Annotated in this window: 14 protein-coding genes; 6 read left to right on the top strand and 8 right to left on the bottom strand. The window is 61.6% G+C overall.

The window, feature by feature from the left end; genetic code table 11:
• Window positions 1-89 precede the first annotated feature (89 nt).
• The 3 genes from rnd to J3P73_RS08970 all read left to right on the top strand — a co-directional run bounded on the left by rnd (window position 90) and on the right by J3P73_RS08970 (window position 3,996).
• A complete protein-coding gene (rnd, locus tag J3P73_RS08980) occupies window positions 90-1,235 on the top strand; it encodes a ribonuclease D (protein ID WP_018070520.1) in 1,146 nt (381 codons plus the stop codon).
• A 186-nt stretch (window positions 1,236-1,421) separates the two neighbouring features.
• Window positions 1,422-2,483 (top strand): adenylate/guanylate cyclase domain-containing protein, encoded by a 1,062-nt coding sequence (locus J3P73_RS08975; protein ID WP_018070521.1) that lies wholly within the window; start codon window positions 1,422-1,424, stop codon window positions 2,481-2,483.
• A 154-nt stretch (window positions 2,484-2,637) separates the two neighbouring features.
• Window positions 2,638-3,996: an esterase-like activity of phytase family protein gene (locus J3P73_RS08970; RefSeq protein WP_130661326.1), complete on the top strand. Its 1,359-nt coding sequence runs from the start codon at window positions 2,638-2,640 to the stop codon at window positions 3,994-3,996.
• A 139-nt stretch (window positions 3,997-4,135) separates the two neighbouring features.
• Here the strand turns inward: J3P73_RS08970 and ppx are convergent, their stop codons facing one another.
• From ppx to J3P73_RS08950, 4 genes are all read right to left on the bottom strand, one after another.
• The gene (ppx, locus tag J3P73_RS08965; protein WP_018070523.1) at window positions 4,136-5,653 is read right to left on the bottom strand and encodes an exopolyphosphatase; all 1,518 of its coding nucleotides are present in this window, start codon (window positions 5,651-5,653) and stop codon (window positions 4,136-4,138) included.
• A 12-nt stretch (window positions 5,654-5,665) separates the two neighbouring features.
• Window positions 5,666-7,870, bottom strand: coding sequence for an RNA degradosome polyphosphate kinase (locus tag J3P73_RS08960; protein WP_018070524.1), 2,205 nt, complete (start codon window positions 7,868-7,870; stop codon window positions 5,666-5,668).
• 66 nt (window positions 7,871-7,936) lie between these two features.
• Window positions 7,937-8,650: a DnaA regulatory inactivator HdaA gene (gene hdaA, locus J3P73_RS08955; protein ID WP_018070525.1), complete on the bottom strand. Its 714-nt coding sequence runs from the start codon at window positions 8,648-8,650 to the stop codon at window positions 7,937-7,939.
• A complete protein-coding gene (locus tag J3P73_RS08950; protein WP_018070526.1) occupies window positions 8,643-9,767 on the bottom strand; it encodes an AI-2E family transporter in 1,125 nt (374 codons plus the stop codon). The genes hdaA and J3P73_RS08950 overlap by 8 nt, the downstream gene beginning before the upstream one ends.
• Before the next feature lie 245 nt (window positions 9,768-10,012).
• On the opposite strand from J3P73_RS08950, the gene purM reads away from it, so the two are divergent.
• Complete coding sequence (purM, locus tag J3P73_RS08945; protein WP_027689746.1) at window positions 10,013-11,086, top strand: phosphoribosylformylglycinamidine cyclo-ligase; 1,074 nt, start codon at window positions 10,013-10,015, stop codon at window positions 11,084-11,086.
• A complete protein-coding gene (gene purN / locus J3P73_RS08940) occupies window positions 11,083-11,754 on the top strand; it encodes a phosphoribosylglycinamide formyltransferase (RefSeq protein WP_207579887.1) in 672 nt (223 codons plus the stop codon). The genes purM and purN overlap by 4 nt, the downstream gene beginning before the upstream one ends.
• An 82-nt stretch (window positions 11,755-11,836) precedes the next feature.
• Here purN and J3P73_RS08935 read toward each other — a convergent pair whose 3' ends face one another.
• From J3P73_RS08935 to J3P73_RS08925, 3 genes are all read right to left on the bottom strand, one after another.
• Window positions 11,837-13,006 (bottom strand): alpha-D-ribose 1-methylphosphonate 5-triphosphate diphosphatase, encoded by a 1,170-nt coding sequence (locus J3P73_RS08935; protein WP_027689744.1) that lies wholly within the window; start codon window positions 13,004-13,006, stop codon window positions 11,837-11,839.
• A 178-nt stretch (window positions 13,007-13,184) separates the two neighbouring features.
• Window positions 13,185-13,778, bottom strand: a complete 594-nt coding sequence (locus tag J3P73_RS08930; RefSeq protein ID WP_027689743.1) for an NUDIX domain-containing protein — start codon at window positions 13,776-13,778, stop codon at window positions 13,185-13,187.
• Window positions 13,775-15,979, bottom strand: coding sequence for a molybdopterin-containing oxidoreductase family protein (locus tag J3P73_RS08925; protein WP_027689742.1), 2,205 nt, complete (start codon window positions 15,977-15,979; stop codon window positions 13,775-13,777). The genes J3P73_RS08930 and J3P73_RS08925 overlap by 4 nt, the downstream gene beginning before the upstream one ends.
• Window positions 15,980-15,996: 17 nt before the next feature.
• On the opposite strand from J3P73_RS08925, the gene J3P73_RS08920 reads away from it, so the two are divergent.
• The gene (locus tag J3P73_RS08920; protein WP_018070532.1) at window positions 15,997-16,866 is read left to right on the top strand and encodes a 23S rRNA (adenine(2030)-N(6))-methyltransferase RlmJ; all 870 of its coding nucleotides are present in this window, start codon (window positions 15,997-15,999) and stop codon (window positions 16,864-16,866) included.
• Between the two features lie 44 nt (window positions 16,867-16,910).
• Here the strand turns inward: J3P73_RS08920 and J3P73_RS08915 are convergent, their stop codons facing one another.
• Window positions 16,911-17,867, bottom strand: a complete 957-nt coding sequence (locus tag J3P73_RS08915) for an IS481 family transposase (RefSeq protein WP_130666286.1) — start codon at window positions 17,865-17,867, stop codon at window positions 16,911-16,913.
• Window positions 17,868-17,914 lie beyond the last annotated feature (47 nt).

The raw sequence follows: 17,914 nt of genomic DNA, 5'->3' as shown, positions 1-17,914 counted from the left end.
AATGCTCGAAGCGTATGCTGTTGTATTGACATATCGAACCGAAAGGAGAAGGAAGGTTTAACCGACCTTTTCCTTGCGAATGAAATGATATGATCGAAACCACCGCCGATTTGGCGGCCGCCTGCAAAGAGCTGGCCAAGTCCGACTTCATTACCATCGACACCGAATTCCTGCGCGAAACGACCTTCTGGCCGGAGCTCTGCCTGATCCAGATGGCAAGCCCGACGACGGAAGTTCTCGTCGATCCGCTGGCCAAGGGCATCGATCTCGCCCCCTTCTTCGAGCTGATGGCCGATACGAAGGTGCTGAAGGTCTTTCATGCGGCCCGCCAGGACATCGAAATCATCTTCAATCGCGGCAATCTCATTCCGCATCCGATCTTCGACACGCAGGTCGCCGCCATGGTCTGCGGCTTCGGCGACAGCGTCTCCTATGACCAGTTGGTCAGCCGCATCAAAAACGTCCATATCGACAAGTCGTCGCGCTTCACCGACTGGAGCCGCCGGCCGCTGTCGGACAAGCAGCTGGATTATGCGCTGGCCGACGTCACCCATTTGCGCGACGTCTACCTGTCGCTGAAGGCGGAACTCGATCGTGAAGGTCGCAGCTCCTGGCTCTCCGAGGAAATGGACATTCTCGAGTCGCGCGAAACCTACGACATGCATCCCGACGATGCCTGGCAGCGGCTGAAGATGCGCCTGCGCAAGCCGCAGGAGCTGGCGATCCTGAAATATGTCGCCGCCTGGCGCGAACGCGAGGCACGGGCCCGCAACGTGCCGCGTTCGCGGGTGCTGAAGGACGATGCGATCTACGAGATCGCCCAGCAGCAACCCAAGGATACCGAGGCGCTCGGCCGTCTGCGCACCATTCCGAAGGGTTGGGAGCGCTCGACTTCCGGCGCTGCAGTCATCGAGGCCGTCAACACCGCTCTTGCTCTTCCGAAGGCCGATATGCCGCATGTGCCACGCCAGGCGCAGGCGCCCGAAGGGGCCGCCGCTGCCGTCGAATTGTTGAAGGTGCTGCTGAAGCTGATTTCGGAAAAACACGGCGTAGCGCCGAAGGTGATCGCCAACAGCGAGGATCTCGACAGGATCGCCGCCGAGGGCGAAAAGGCCGAAGTCGCTGCCCTGCACGGCTGGCGGCGCGATCTTTTCGGCGAGCCGGCACTGCAGCTGATCCAGGGCGCGATCGCCCTGCGCTTCGTCGACCGGAAGGTCGAGACCGTCAGCCTCTGAGACTGCTGCAGAATTCCTTAAATCGGAATCGATTTGAGGTTAAAATTGTGCGGCAATTCAAAGTGCTACGGCGTCCTTCGCGGCTCTCGAAAAGACACGCCAAGGACGCAGTAGTTTCGAATTCGCTTGACGGTTTTTTCCGGCCTGAAACAATGGCGGGAGGAAACATCACGGCGCAGAGGCGGCATGCGGGAAATATCTCCGACACAGAATTGGATCCTGATCGTGATCGTCCTCGCGGTCAGCGGCGTCATCTATGATATGATGTTCTACTCCAATCAGACGCCGGTTATCGGGGCGATCTTCGCGCTCTTCATCGGCATGCCGATCCTCGCCTTCGAGCGCAAGGTGCTGTTTCGAACGCTTTATAGACGCATCCAGAAGCTGCCGACCTTCGCCTTCATCATCACCGAACTGGTGATCTACGAGATCCTGATGAGCATCGGCTTTGCCTGCGCCGGCCTGCTGCTCTGGTCGCTCGGCATGGTGAAGCCATCGTCGCTCCTCGACCTCGTCATCATGCCGTTCGAGGTCTTTCTGTATGCACTTGCGGTCTGCACGATGCTGATCTTCGTCTTGCGTGTGCGAGAACTGCTTGGTCGTGAAGTCTTCCTCAGCATGCTCATCAGCCGCTACCGCAATCCGGTCAAGGAAGAGCGCGTCTTCCTGTTCATCGACCTCGTCGATTCGACGGCTTTTGCCGAGAAGCATGGCGACCTCAGGGCGCAACAACTGCTGAGCTCGCTGTTTGCGACCTTCGCCGAGCCCGTCAGGCGCCACAAGGGCATGATCAACGACTATGTCGGCGATGCGGCGATCATCACCTGGCCGCTTGCCCGCGGCGTCAAGAATGCACGTTGTGTGCGCTGCATCTTCGATATCCTTGCCGATATCGAAGCCAATGCCGCGGGCTGGCGGAAGAGTTACGGGCAGGTGCCGAAGCTTCGCGCCGCCCTTCACGGCGGCGAGATCATCACCGCCGAAATCGGCGTCGACCATCATAAGATCAGCTATTTCGGCGATACGGTGAACACCACCGCCCGGCTGGAGACGCTCTGCCGCAGTCTGAACCGGTCGGTTCTGATCTCCACCGAGCTTGCCCGGCGCATGAATTTTCCCGACGACATCGCCTGCGAGGATCTCGGCACCCATGCGGTGAAGGGGCGCGGCCAGGCGCTCGGCGTCATGGCGCTTACCTCGCGCGCAGTCACCATGCTGAACACGCCGGCGGTCATTCTGCACGGCTGATGCGTAAATTCAAAGCGTTACAGCGTCCTTTGCGCGTCGGAGAAAGACGCGCGGCGCTGTAAGTACGTCACCAAAGCTTCACCCAACCGTCAATTCGCTGACACGGAAGCCCTGCTAAGCGGAAGGCCTTTGCAATCCGTTCCACGGGGATATTATGAAGAACGTCCTTTTTGCTTCCGTATCGCTTTTCACCCTGGTCGCAGGCTCCGCTTCGGCCGACCAGCAGCAGTTCTCTGCCAAGCTCGCCGGCCAGGCGATCCTGCCTGCCAACACCATGGTTCCGGCACCGGCCGATGCCCCCGAATTCCTCAAGCATTCCGGCAAGTTTACGACGCCGGACCGCAAGCGCACCGAAGCGCTCGGCACCGTTCCCGGTAAGGACGGCGCCCGCATCACCGATCTGAAGCTTCCCTTCGACGGCCAGCCAATCCAGGGGTTCTCGGGCGTCAGGACGATGGCTGACGGCACCTTCTGGACACTCTCCGACAACGGCTTCGGCTCGAAGTCCAACTCGTCGGATTCCATGCTCTTCCTGCACCAGATGAAGTTCGACTGGGCCGGCAACAAGGCTGAAGTCGTCAAGAACCTCTTCCTTTCCGACCCCAACAAGATCGCCCCGTTCCCGATCGTGCTCGAAGGCAGCGACACGCGTTATCTCACCGGCGCCGACTTCGACATCGAATCGATCCAGCCGGTTGCCGACGGCTTCTGGCTCGGCGACGAATTCGGTCCCTACATCCTGAAGTTCGACACATCAGGCCGCCTCACCGACGTCATTCCGACGACGCTCGACGGCAAGCCGGTGCTTTCGCCCGACAATCCGCTTCTCTCGGTTCCGGCCAACCCGGCCGCGAAGATGCCGGTCTTCAATCTGAAGCGCTCCGGCGGCTTCGAAGGCCTCGCCATATCGAAGGACGGAGCCAAGCTATACGGCCTGCTCGAAGGCGCCATCTACAAGGATGACGGCACGGTGGAGACCATCGATGGCCACACCGCCATCCGCGTCATCGAGTTCGATGTCGCGTCGAAGAAGTGGACCGGCCGAAGCTGGCTCTACCCGTTCGAGGACAAGGGTGTCTCGATCGGCGATTTCAACATGCTCGACGACACGACCGCTCTCGTCATCGAGCGCGACAACGGCGCCGGCACGACGGACAAGGCCTGCGCCGATCCGAAGCAGCCGAAGCCGGATTGCTTCGAAGCTCCGGCCGTGCTGAAGCGCGTCTACAAGATCGAGTTCAACGACGCCAATGTCGGCAAGGCCGTTCGCAAGATCGGCTATATCGACCTGCTGAACATCCAGGACCCCGACAACAAGAAGAAGGCCGGCAGCAAGGACGGCGTCTATGACATGCCGTTCGTGACGATCGAAAACGTCGACCGCGTCGACGCCACACACATCATCATCGGCAACGACAACAACCTGCCCTTTTCGGCCGGCCGCGCCGTCGACAAGGCTGACAATAACGAGTTCAGCCTGCTTGAGGTTGGCGAGTTCCTGAACGCGAAGTAATTCGAGCGTGATGTGAGATAGAGAGGGCGGTGCGCAGGCGCCGCCTTTTTTCGTTGACGCTGCGCGTGGGGTCGCCCCTCTGCCCCGCCGGGCCCGGCAGGCCAGAGGGGGTCCGCTCGGCACAACTGCCGCAAATCGGTTATTCGAACCGAAACGCCAACCGCTTGTTCGTCAGCCTCGACAGCTGCTGCAGGCGGCCGTCCAGGCGTTCGCCGGCGAAATCACGATATTCGGGAGGCACGACGAATTCGAGGTCGAGGTCCGGGCTCGAGGATTTGCGGAAGGTCAGGTTCTTGACGATGCCGGGCATCGAGGCCGAGAAGAGGTAGACGACGCGCAGCATGCCGCCGAGCAGCTTGGCGCGCTCGATGAGCTGCGGCGTGGCGATCTGCGCCAGCGGGCCGGTGGCGCCGTCGTCATGCAGGCCCTCGAAACGGTAATAGTTGGAAAGCGCGATAAAGGCGCGGCCCGGATGACTGATGCCGACGAAGGAAGAGTGGGCGATGACGTTCAGCGCCTGCAGGCCCCGATAGTCAGGATGGGCGCGCCAGCTGATATCGGCAAGCAGACAGGCGGCCTGACGGTAGCGGCTTTCCTCTTCGGTTTCCAGGATCCCGAAGAGGGGCATCATCCGGCCGGTCCATTCCGCCAGCTCGCGGGCATGTTCCGGCGAACGGGCACGCAGGATCGCCAGTTCGCCGGCGGCGGCAAGCAACGGATCCAGGCGGCGCTCGGACTCCGACAGCAGCGAATAGAGATATCCCTCGCGCACACCCTGCGCCGAGAAGGAAATCACCGACGGCTTCATGGCGCTCAGCACTTCCTTCATGGCGACGGCGCCAAAGGGCAGCAGTGAACGGCGGTGCTTGGAAACGGCCTGCAGCGCCGGCTCCCTGGAATCGCGCGCGGTCACCTGTTCGAGGAACAGCATCATCGCTTCGAAAGACACCTCATAGCCCTGCATCATGTGCAGCGGATAATGGGTGATTTCCATGTGCAGCTTGGCAATGTTTCGCCAGGTGCCGCCAACGGCGTAGAAGGTGCGCCCCTCGCCCTTCGACAACAGTTTTGCCGTCTTCAGCTGCTTTCGGGCAAAGGTCTGGGCCTTGGAAAGCGAGCCGCCGGCATATTCCGACAGGCGCAGGCCGCCGAGCGGCAGCGTGATGCCCTTGCCGACTTCCTTGCCCTTGATATCGATCAGCTCCAGCGAGCCGCCGCCGAGATCGCCGGCAATGCCGTCAGGATTGTAGAAACCGCTGATGATGCCGAGCGATGCGAATTTCGCCTCCTCCTCGCCGGAGAGCACGCGGACCTTGCGGTTAAGGATGGTTTCCGCCTGATGGATGAAATCAGGACCATTGCTCGCCTCGCGCGCGGCCGCCGTCGCCAGCACATACATGGTGGCGGCGCGGGCCTGGTCGGACAGAGCCTTGAAACGGTGCAGCGCTGCCAGAGCCCGGCTGACGCTGTCTTCGTCCATCTTGCCAGTAAGGGCTACGCCTTTGCCGAGGCCGCAGAGGACCTTTTCGTTGAAGAGGACGGTTGGCGAACGGGACATGCCTTCGTAGACGACAAGACGAATCGAATTCGATCCAATATCGACGACGGAGACCGGGGCGATCCCCGGAAGGCGCCCCTGGGCTTCAGATTCAACCATTTAGGTCCAGTTTTACTTGTTGTTGCGGCCTTCGAGCAGGCCGGCGATCAGCTTCGGCGCACTGGACTTCAGAGCTTCACCACGGCCCGACAGGCTCGGATTGGTCATGAAATACTGCTGCGCATTGAACGGTTCTTCGCCCCTGCGCACTTCCATGCGTCGCGACGTACCGTCGGGCAATATCTCGTAGCTTTGTTGATTGTCAATCACGTTGCCGAGCATAATCTGTGACAAGACCTGCTCGTGAACGGTGGGATTCGTCAGCGGAACCATGGTTTCGACGCGACGATCGAGGTTCCTCGGCATCATGTCGGCCGAGCCGATGTAAACCAGCGCCTTGTCGGACGGCAGGCCGTGGCCGTTGCCGAAGCAGAAGATGCGGCTGTGCTCGAGGAAGCGGCCGACGATCGACTTGACGCGGATCTTTTCCGAAAGGCCGGGCACCTGCGGACGCAGGCAGCAGATGCCGCGCACGACGAGATCGATTTCGACGCCGGCATGGCTGGCGCGATAGAGCGCGTCGATGATGTCCGGGTCGACAAGCGAATTCATCTTCATCCAGATCGCGGCCGGCGCACCGCTCCTGGCATGCTGAATCTCTTCTTCGATGTGACGCAGGATGCGCGGGCGCATCGTATAGGGGGAGATCGCGAGCTGCATGCCCTGTTCCGGCTCGCCATAGCCGGTGATGAAATTGAAGATGTTCGCCATGTCGTGGGCGATGACGGGATTGCAGGTGAAATAGGACAGGTCCGTGTAGATCTTCGCGGTGATTGGGTGGTAGTTGCCCGTTCCGAGGTGGCAGTAGGTTCGCAGCTTGCCTTCCTCGCGCCGAACGACCATCGACATCTTGGCGTGGGTCTTGAGCTCGATGAAGCCGAAGACGACCTGCACGCCGGCGCGCTCGAGATCGCGCGCCCAGCGGATGTTCGCCTCTTCGTCGAAGCGGGCCTTGAGCTCGACCAGCGCCGTGACCGACTTGCCGGCTTCGGCGGCGTCGATCAGCGCGCGGACGATCGGGCTGTCGTTGGAGGTGCGGTAAAGCGTCTGCTTTATCGCCAGGACGTCAGGATCGCGCGCAGCCTGGAGAAGAAACTGGACCACCACGTCGAAAGATTCGTAGGGGTGATGGACGACCATGTCCTTTTCGCGGATGGCAGCGAAGCAGTCGCCGGCATGTTCGCGGACGCGCTCGGGAAATCGCGCATTGTAGGGGGCAAACCTGAGATCCTCGCGCGGCGCCTTGGTGATCTCGGACAGGGTGTTCAACGCCAGAAGGCCCGGCAGAACGGCGACGCGATTATCAGGGATATTGAGCGCCTGAACGACGAACTGACGCAGCGAGGCCGGCATTTCCGAGTCGGTCTCGATGCGGATGACCTTGCCGCGACGGCGGCGCTTCAGCGCCGTTTCGAAGAAGCGGACGAGATCCTCGGCCTCTTCCTCGACTTCGATATCGCTGTCGCGGATGACGCGGAACGTACCGGAGCCCTGCACCTCGTAACCCGGGTAGAGCCGATGGATGAAGATGTTGGCGACATCTTCCAGCGTGATGTAGCGGATCGTGTTTCCATCATCCGGCAGGCGGACGAAGCGATCGAGCGCCACCGGCAGGCGCAGCAGCGCCGTCATCGGCTCGCGGCCGTTCTTGCTGACGAGCTGCAAACCGATCGAGAAGCCGAGATTCGGAATGAAGGGGAACGGATGGGCAGGATCGATCGACAACGGCGTCAAAACAGGGAAGATCGCCTGTTCGAATTCGGCGGCCAGCCACTGGCGGTCGGCATCGCTCAAGGCGCCGGGGCGCACGATCAGGATATCTTCCTTGGCGAGATACTGCTGCAGCACGGCGAGCGAGGCCTGCTGCTCCATCTGCAGGTGGTCGATCTCCTGCAGGATCGAGTCGAGCTGCTCGGCCGGCGTCTTGCCGTCGGGGCTGCGGATGGCGATGTTCTGGCGCACCTGGCCCTCGAGGCCGGCGACACGCACCATGAAGAATTCATCGAGGTTGGCGGCCGAGATCGACAGGAAACGGACGCGCTCGAGCAGCGGATGCTCGGTGTTCAGCGTTTCTTCCAGGACACGCCGATTGAACTGCAGCCAGGAGAATTCTCGGTTGATGAAGCGCTCGGGGCTCTTGAGCAGTTCTTCCAGCGGGGGGGTGTTGTCGTTGATTTCCGGAGTGAGTTCCTGATGTTCTACGACTGCGCTATCCATGGTCCGCTTACCCCGTTTTCAATCGCCAAAGGCAATTATATCAGTTTGACGACGGAACTGTGACAGTCAATCGGCCGGTTCCGAATTTCCCAATTCATTCAATACTTCGGCAGCAAGAGACCGGGTAATTTTCGTGCCCCGCGACAGGGCCAGCCGGTCAAGCCTTTCGACGATCGTCTGGGCCGCATTCAGCGACCGCTCCATCCGGTTCACGATATAGAGCACGAGTTTGTCATCTATATAAAGCTGCCGGTCGGCGAAGAGCTTGACGATCACCTGCGACAACAGCGCCTCATCGGGTTCGCCGATTTCGACGACGGTTGCCGCTTTCAGGCGCGAGCGCAGATCGGGCAGCAAAACCGGCCACGACATCGGCCAGAGGCGGCTGGTCATCAACAGGCTGGTGCCGTTTTCGCGCACGCTGTTGATGACGTGGAAGAGCGCGTTGTCGTCGAAGCCGAGGCGGTCGGCATCCTCAAACAGCACCGGGCCGGCGGCGGCGGTAACCGCGGCATCCGAGCCAAGCTCGGGATGGATGTCGACGGCGCCGCTCAATTCCCGCCAGATGCGGGCGATGTGCGATTTTCCCGAGCCGACGGGGCCGGCGAGTACGACGACCGGCGATGGCCATGCCGGCCAGGCATCGACGATCGAAACGGCGGCGGCAAGACGCTCCGAGATCAGGAGGTCGTCGCGCCCGCTTGCGGCATCGTGCGAAAAGACCAGCGGCAGCTGCTCTCCGGCCTTGCGCTTCGGATCAGCGTTCTTCACGTCATTCATTGGGAACAGATTTCGTCTTCCGGGCGCGGCCACTGGGCGACCCGCCAAAATAAAGATCGCTCTGAAGGTAGCGTGAAATCGCGAAACGAACAAGGACGCCGACGGCAGCGGCAGCCGGCACGGCAACCAGAAGCCCGACGAAACCGAAGAGCGCGCCGAAGGCAAAGAGCGCAAACATCAGCCAGACCGGATGCAGGCCGACGCTGGAGCCGACGAGCTTCGGCTGCAGAATGTTGCCTTCCAGGAACTGACCGCTGAAGAAGACGAGGAGCACCAGGCCGATCCAGGGATAATCGGGCCAGAACTGCACAAGCGCCACGCCGATGGCGAGCACGAGGCCAACCATCGAGCCGACATAGGGAATGAAACTGATCATCCCGGCGAAGAGGCCGATCAGCAGGCCGAAATTCAGCCCGACGAGAGAAAGGCCGACGGCATAATAGATACCGAGGATGAGACACAGCGAGCCCTGGCCGCGGATGAAACCGGCGATCGCCTGGTCGATCTCCTTGGCGATCTGGCGGACATCGCCGACATAATCGCGCGGGATCCATTGGTCGACCTTGGCAACCATACGATCCCAATCAAGCAGGATATAGAAGGCGACGACGGGGGTGACCACGAGCAGCGATATGACGTCGACGATCGCCTTGCCGGAATTCCAGATCTGCGCAAAAAGCCCGGTCAGGAAGCCCATGCCCTCCGACAGGATGCCGGAGAGATTGTCCTTGATCGTGCCCATCTGGTTCTCGACCCAGTCCGGTAGCAGCGAATTCTGCGCCTGCGTGATGAACTGCTGTAATTGGCTGATATAACCCGGCAGACGCTGAGCGAAATCGTTGAACTGGCTGATCAGCACCGGAATGAGGATCATCAGCGCCAGCGCGAAGACGATGACGAAGGCAACGAGAATGCCGATGGTCGCCATCATGCGGCTCAGACCCAGGCGCTCCAGCCGGTCGGCCACCGGATCGAGGAAATAGGCGATCGCCATGCCGGCGATGAAGGGCAGCAGGATCGAGCTGAAGACATAGAGAAAGACGATGAAGAACACGAGCACCGCCAGCCAGAAGAAGATCTGACGCTTGAGAATGTTCCCACTGACTTGCTGTGGCATTGCCTTCCCCGCTGATCGTCGCCGTCGCCGAACCCCGCATCCGATCCGAAGCGGCCATTCAGCACATAGGATGCAGGCGCAAAGATGGTCAACCCTGTCGGGCAAAATCCCCGAAAGGCTCAGGGAAGACGCGGGAAATTGGGGGCTTTTGCCATGCAGCGCTTGCATAAAAGCCCCTGTCATGCAATTGCGACCGGCAGATGACGCGGCACGTTTGCCGCCTGAAATAGCCATCGGAGACCAGCATGAGCCAGTCTGGGAAAAACGGCCTGACATATAGCGATGCGGGCGTCGATATCGATGCCGGAAACCTCCTCGTCGAGAAGATCAAGCCGGCGGTGCGCTCGACGCGCCGTCCCGGCGCCGACGGCGAGATCGGCGGCTTCGGCGGGCTGTTCGACCTCAAGGCGGCGGGTTTTACCGATCCGGTTCTCGTCGCTGCCAATGACGGTGTCGGCACCAAGCTGAAGATTGCGATCGATGCCGACTATCACGACACCGTCGGCATCGACCTCGTCGCCATGTGCGTCAACGATCTCGTGGTACAGGGCGCCGAGCCGCTGTTCTTCCTCGATTATTTCGCGACCGGCAAGCTCGACCCCGACCAAGGCGCGGCCATCGTCGGCGGCATTGCCGCCGGCTGCCGCGAGGCGGGCTGCGCGCTAATCGGCGGCGAGACGGCCGAGATGCCCGGCATGTATTCCTCCGGCGACTACGATCTCGCGGGTTTTGCCGTCGGTGCTGCCGAACGCGGCAAGCTCCTGCCAACAGGCGATATTGCCGAAGGTGACGTGATCCTCGGCCTTGCCTCCTCCGGCGTCCATTCCAACGGCTTTTCGCTGGTGCGCAAGATCGTGGAATTGTCCGGCCTCGACTGGAGCGCAGCCGCACCGTTTGCCGAAGGCCGGCGGCTCGGCGAAGCTCTGCTCGAGCCGACCCGTATCTATGTGAAGCCGCTTCTGAAGGCGATCCGCGAAACCGGCGCCATCAAGGCGCTGGCGCACATCACCGGCGGTGGCTTCCCGGAAAATATTCCGCGCGTCCTGCCGAAGCATCTGGCGGCCGAGATCGATCTTGCCGCCGTCAAGGTGCCGCCGGTGTTTTCATGGCTCGCCAAAGCGGGCGGCGTCGACTCCAGGGAAATGCTGCGCACCTTTAACTGCGGTGTGGGCATGATCGCCGTTGTCGCCAGCGAGAATGTCGCGACGGTTTCCGCGGCTCTCGAAGCCGAGGGCGAGACCGTTGTCACGCTCGGTCGCATGATCGCCCGCGACGAGGGCGCCGCCGGCACGGTCTACAAGGGTACGCTTGCCATATGAGCTCGCCGCGCAAACGCGCCGTCGTCTTCATATCAGGCAGCGGCTCCAACATGATGGCGCTGGTTGCGGCGGCGAAGGCAGCCGACTATCCGGCCGAGATCATCGGGGTGATCTCCGACAAGGCGGATGCCGGCGGGCTTGCCAAGGCCGCCGCCGAAGGTATTGCCACCTTTGCCTTTCCTCGCAAGGACTATGCCAGCAAGGACGCGCATGAGGCGGCGATCTTTTCGGCGCTCGATGAGCTTTCGCCCGACATTCTCTGCCTGGCAGGCTACATGCGGCTGCTGACGCCGACCTTCATCCAGCGTTACGAAGGCCGGATGCTCAACATCCACCCTTCCCTGCTGCCGCTGTTTCCGGGCCTGCATACACATCAGCGGGCAATCGACGCCGGCATGCGTATTGCCGGCTGCACCGTGCATTTCGTCACCGAAGGCATGGACGAGGGACCGGTGATCGGCCAGGCGGCCGTGCCGGTTCTTTCCGGCGACACGGCCGATAGCCTTGCCGCGCGTGTGCTCACCATCGAACACCAGATCTATCCGCAAGCCTTGCGGCTCTTTGCCGAAGGCCGTGTGACGATGGAAGGCGGCAGGGCCATGAGCACAGAGGCCTCAACCACCGTACCCAGGGCTCAACTCATTTCGCTGATCGGCGACCGCTCTTAGGCCGCTTGTTTTACGCAATTCCCGGCAAAAGCGCTTCGCGCTTTGCCTGGGAAAACCGCTTCGCACTTTTCCTGGAATTGCTCTAAGCCGCCAAGGCCCGCAGCGGATGCAGCGTGCCGTCGCTATAGACGAAGCGGCCGGCGCGGAACGTGGCGCGGATGCGATTGATATCACCCGGCTCAACCGCGACAAGATCGGCGCGCTGGCCGATGGCGATCTCGCCGCGATCCAGCAATCCGGCCGAACGGGCAGCATTGCCGGTCGCCATGGCAACGGCTGCCGGCAGGCCACCTTCCACCATGTCGGCAAGCTTGAAGATGCCGGGTACGAAGGCGGCCGGATGATAATCGGCGGCGATGACGCTCAGCAGGCCGGCCCTTGCAGCATCGAGCGCGCTGAGATTGCCCGACATCGACTGGCCGCGCAGTGCGTTCGGCGCGCCCATCAGCGTCCAGAGGCCACGACGGCGCGCCTCCTCCGCCGCAGGTGCGGTGACCGGAAACTCGCTGATGGTGACACCGAGATCGTGCATTTCGGCGACTTTTTCGACGCTGTCATCGTCATGCGAGGCAAGCGACAGCTTGTGCTTCAGCGACAGCGCGACGATCTCCTTCAGCTTGGCCTCGATGTCAGGATTGCTGCGCATGGCGATGCGCTTGGCGACGATCTCCGCCGCCATTTCCTCGGAGATGGCGCGGCGCTCGGAGATGCTGAGGATATAGCTTTGCAGGTTGTTGTACTGGCCCTGGCCCGGCGTGTGGTCGGTCAGCGAGACCATGTCGATCTGATCGGCATTCAGCAGGCGCTCGAGCGCGGGAGCTGCCCCGACATTGGTGATTTCGTAGCGGGCGTGGACGCGGTGGTCGATCAGCAGATCGCCGCGCAGGCGGTTAATGCCCTCGATCACCGCTGATGTCGTCTCCAGCGAGCGGACGTGGCCGTAGACGCTTTCGGTCGCGAAGGAGACGGCGGCAAACGCCGTCGTGACACCAGCGGCGGCAAGCTTTTTGTCGAGTTCGTGGATGCCGAAATCGATCGGCATCGTCGCGTTCGGCCGTGGGGCGATTTCGCGCTCGATCATGTCGCCGTGGAGATCGACGAATCCGGGCATCAGCAGCCGCCCGCCGCCATCGATGGCAGCACCGGCGACCGGCTCCGGCCTGATCTCGGCGATAACCCCATCCTCAACACGCACGGAACCTTCCCTCACCACCTCGTTAGGGAGAACGAGGGTGAAATTGCTGAGCCACATGGGCTTTCTCCTGACCGCATCCGATGATTGACAAACCGCAGCGGATAGAACCGCTTCGTGACAGTCGTATGAAATTTCGCGCCTTATCATCTTAAAGCGGAAACTTGCGCTTTGGAAATGATCCGATGCACTCGCCCCGCAGATTCACCGGTCCCTCGATCCCGCGAAATGATCGCGATCAGGCCGTCAGCCTTGCCCTGTTCAACGCGGCCCATTGCAGAAGCACGATCGTTTTGACGTCGAAGATCTCGCCGGTTTCGATCATCGCCGCCGCCTCGTCGAGCGGGATTTCGAGGACCTCGATATCCTCGTGCTCCTCGTCCAGGCCGCCGCCTTCCGCCACGCGGTCGGCGATGTCGACGAGGGCTGCGAAGAAGTGGACCACTTCGGTGACGGCACCCGGTGAGGTGTAGGATTTGAATAGGAAGCGCGCATCGCGCAGGCGATAGCCGGTCTCCTCCATCGCCTCGCGACGGATAGCCGCTTCGGGATGGTCATCGTCGAGAAGGCCGGCCGGCACCTCGATTATCCAGCTGGGATCGCCGTTGAGATGAACGGCGAGGCGGAATTGGCGGACGAGAACGACGAGGTCGCGCCTAGGATCATAAAGCAGGATGCAGGCGGCCGGCGTTCGGTGATAGACCTCCCGTTTCAACCGCTGGGTTGCGCCCTTGCGGTCGATATAGTCGAGCAGGTAGCTGCTCAACCGCGTCCACCCATTCGACAGCGTGTCTTCGCTGACGATCTTCACACGTGATTTCGGCTGCATCATGCTGCGTCCCTGCGAAGCCAGACCTTGTTGTCGTGTACGGCCGCCCCGCCATAGGGCGCGACAGGGTCGGCGCCGGTCAAGACGTTGATGCCCTCGCCGTCGACATGCGCCTTGTTCGGCCAGAGGCCTTCGGCGATCAGCACGCCGGATTTGACTTCGGTGGTGATGCGGGCGTGGAGGCGCAGATCGCCGCGGCTGTTGCCAATGCGGACGAGATCGCCATGGGCGATGCCGTTGGCTTCGGCGTCGGCCGGATTGATCATCACTTCAGGACGACCTTCCTTCTGGCGAGAGGTCTTGGTCTCGGAGAAGCTCGAATTCAGGAAGTTGCGCGCCGGCGAGGTGGCGAGCCGGAAGGGATGCTCGGAATCGGCGACTTCGATGACATCGACCTGATCGGGGAAGGCAGGAAGCGCGGCATGCGGCCCGAGCGCGCCGATAGAAGCCGGGGGCTTGTTCGGCGCCGGCTGATCGATCCAGTCCGGGCGAAAATGGAACTTGCCATCCGGATGTGCAAAGCCATTCAGATAATGCGCCTCCTCGAAAGCGGGCTGACGATCGAACCATTTGTGTTCGAGGAAATGGTCGTAATCCGGCAGGCCGCTCGACTCCAGAATGCGGTCGACCATCTCCCGGGCGGTGAAGCCGAAGCCGGGGCGATCGGCGACGCCGAGGCGTTTTGCCAATTCCTCGATGACGAAGAGATTGGTGCGCACGGTTGGCGGCGGCTCGACCAGCTTCGGCCCCAGCAGGATATGGTTCTGGCCGCCGGCCCGATAGATGTCGTCATGTTCGACGAACATCGTTGCCGGGATGACGATATCGGCGATCTCGGCCGTTTCGGTCATGAACTGCTCGTGCACGGCAACGAAGAGGTCGTTGCGGGCAAAGCCGCGCCTGACGAGGCGCTGCTCGGGGGCGATGTTGGCGGGATTGGTGTTCTGGATCAGCATCGCCGTCACCGGGCCGCGATGGCGCAGCGCGACAGCGTCACCGGTCAGCACGCGGCCGATCTGGGATTGATCGAGCATGCGGACATCCGCATCCTTCATCGACCGGCCGGTCAGTTCCGCATTGTTCAAGCGGAAGATGTCGCTGTTCGAATGGAAGGCGCCGCCGCCCTCATATTGCCAGGAGCCGAGGACGGTGGCGATTGAGGCCGCCGCATGCATGGCGACCGCGCCGTTGCGCTGGCGGGTGAAGCCATAGCCCAGGCGGAAGAAGGTTTTCTTCGTCGTGCCGACGAGGCTGGCGAAGGCTTCGATCTCCTCGACCGAAAGGCCGGTGATGGCAGCAGCCCATTGCGGCGTCTTGGTTTTCAGATGCGCTTCGAGGCCGGCGGGATCATCGGCATATCTCGCCATATAGTCACGGTCGGCATGGCCGTCTCGGAAGGCGATGTGCATGACGGCGCAGGCGAGTGCGGCGTCGGTGCCGGGCCTGACGATCAGCGCCATGTCGGCCTGCTTCATCGTCGGATTGTCGTAGATGTCGATGACGACGATCTTCGCACCGCGCTCCTTGCGCGACTTGATGGCGTGGGTCATCACGTTGACCTGCGTCGAGACCGCGTTGGTGCCCCAGATGACGACGCAATCGGTGCGGCCCATCTCGCGTGGATCGGGACCGCGCAGCGTGCCGGTCGCCATCGTGAAGCCGGTCCAGGCGGGGTTGGTGCAGATCGAGGAGAAGAAGCCGGAGTAACGCTTGGCATGACGCAGGCGATCGATGGAATCGCGCTGCACCCAGCCCATGGTACCAGCGTAGAAATAGGGCCAGATCGCCTCGCTGCCGTCCCTTGCCTCGGACTTCACAAAGGCTTCGGCGATCTCATCGAGCGCATCGTCCCAGGAAATCTGCTGCCACTGCCCTGCCCCCTTGGCACCGGCGCGGCGTAGAGGATGCATCAGACGGTCGGGATGGTAGAGCCGCTCGGCATAACGGGCGACCTTGGCGCAGATGACACCCGACGTGTAGGAATGGTCATTGGCGCCGCGCACACGGCCTATGCGGCCATCCTCTGATATATCGACCTCCAGCGCGCAGGTGGAGGGACAGTCATGCGGACAGGCGGTGTGGCCTACCCTATTCTCCGGCTTCGATGATTTGGCGTGGATGGGGGTCGCAATGTTCATGGCATTTGTATATTCCAAGGCTTGCACGGCCAAAAGCCACAAAAATTCCCCATGACGCGAATTCATACGGACATTCAGCAAAAATGAACTACCGCCACATCTATCACGCGGGCAACTTTGCCGATGTGCTGAAACATGTCGTGCTGACGCGGCTGATCCGCTACATGCAGAAAAAGGATGGCGGCTTCCGGGTGCTCGACACGCATGCCGGCATCGGGCTCTACGACCTCTCCTCCGAAGAAGCACAGAAAACCGGCGAATGGCTCGATGGCATCGGCAAGCTGATGGAGGCAGAGCTCGGCCCTCAGGTTTCTGAACTGCTGGAGCCCTACCTCTCGGCAATCCGCGAACTCAATCCTGAGGGCGGCATCCGCTTCTATCCCGGCTCGCCGAAACTTGCGCGCATGCTGTTCCGCCCGCAGGACCGGCTGTCGGCGATGGAACTGCATCCCGAGGACTACGTCAGGCTGCACCGGCTGTTCGAGGGCGATCACCACGCCCGCATCACCGAGCTCGACGGCTGGCTGGCGCTCGGCGCACATCTGCCGCCGAAGGAGAAGCGCGGCATCGTGCTCGTCGATCCGCCCTTCGAGGAAGAGGACGAATATCAGCGGCTGGCCGAAGGACTGGAAAAAGCCTACCGCCGCTTTCCCGGCGGCACCTATTGCCTGTGGTACCCCCTGAAAAAGGGCGCGCCGATCAAGGAATTCCACGAGGCGCTGCAGGCGCTCGACATCCCGAAAATGCTCTGCGCCGAACTCGCCGTTCGCAGCGACCGCGGCATTACCGGTCTGACGGGCTCAGGCCTCGTCATCGTCAACCCGCCCTTCACGCTGAAGGACGAATTGCACCAATTGCTGCCCGCATTGAAGGACCATCTGGCGCAAGACCGCTTCGCCTCGCACCGCGCTTTCTGGCTGCGCGGAGAGAACAAGGCAGTCAAGGACGATTGACCGGGTAGAGCGCCGCGCGCCCCATAGGACGAGCTAAGGACGCTCTAGCTGTGGATGCTCAAGAGGTTGTCTCGGTTGAGGCCGAGGCGACTGATGGGTGTTTTTGATTTCAGGCTGCCGTGCGGGCGATGCCAATTGTACATATGGGTCCAGCTTGGCAGATGGGCTTTTCGGTGTTCGGATGACGGATAGGCGCATGCATAGGCCCACTCTCGCAAAGCCGTCTGAATGAAGCGCTCCGCCTTGCCGTTGGTTTTGGGGGTATAGGGTTTGGTGCGGATGTGCTTGAGGCCGAGTGCCTTGCAGGTGGTTGCGAAGTCCTTGGCCTTGTAGCAGGAGCCGTTGTCGGTCATCACCCGCGTGACTGTGATGCCCAGGCTCTGATAATAGGTGACGGCCGCCTTGAGGAAGGCAATGGCGCTAACGGCGGTTTCGTCGGGGAAGATATCGGTAAAGGCGATGCGGGAGGCATCGTCGATGCAGATGTGGACGTATTCCCAGCCGACACCACGCGAGTTGCTTTGGCCGGTCCGGTCGCCGGTGATGCGGTGGCCGACGCGATGAAAGCGGCCGAGGCGCTTGATATCGAGATGGATCAGACCACCCGGCTCGGCATATTCGTAACGCACAATCGGCTCGGCGGGATCGACATCCTTCATCCGTGACAGGCCTGCACGCCTGAGAACGCGGCTGACGGTGGCGGGCGACACGCCTGTTTCCATGGCGATGTGCTTGCCTGTCAGGCGCTGACGGCGAAGTGCGACGATGCGCTCTGCCAAGGACTGACCCGTCTGACGTGGACTGATTTTGGGCCGGGACGAGCGGTCCGCCATCCCGGCGCGTCCTTGTGCCCTGAACCGTTCGACCCAGCGCGAAACGATCTTTGACGAGACACCATAAAGGCGGGAAGCCTGGGCTTTGGACACTTGGCCTTTGGCAACGGCCAAAGCCATTTCCTCTCGACGCAACGGGGTCAGTCGGGCATTCTTATGGATGTTCATTCGGAGTGATCCTGGAAAACTGAGGTGTGGTAACTCCAGTCTCCTAA

The sequence above is a fragment of the Rhizobium ruizarguesonis genome (assembly GCF_017357285.1).
In the GTDB taxonomy this organism is placed as follows: Bacteria; Pseudomonadota; Alphaproteobacteria; order Rhizobiales; family Rhizobiaceae; genus Rhizobium; species Rhizobium ruizarguesonis.
This window is presented reverse-complemented; position numbering and strand designations above follow the sequence as displayed.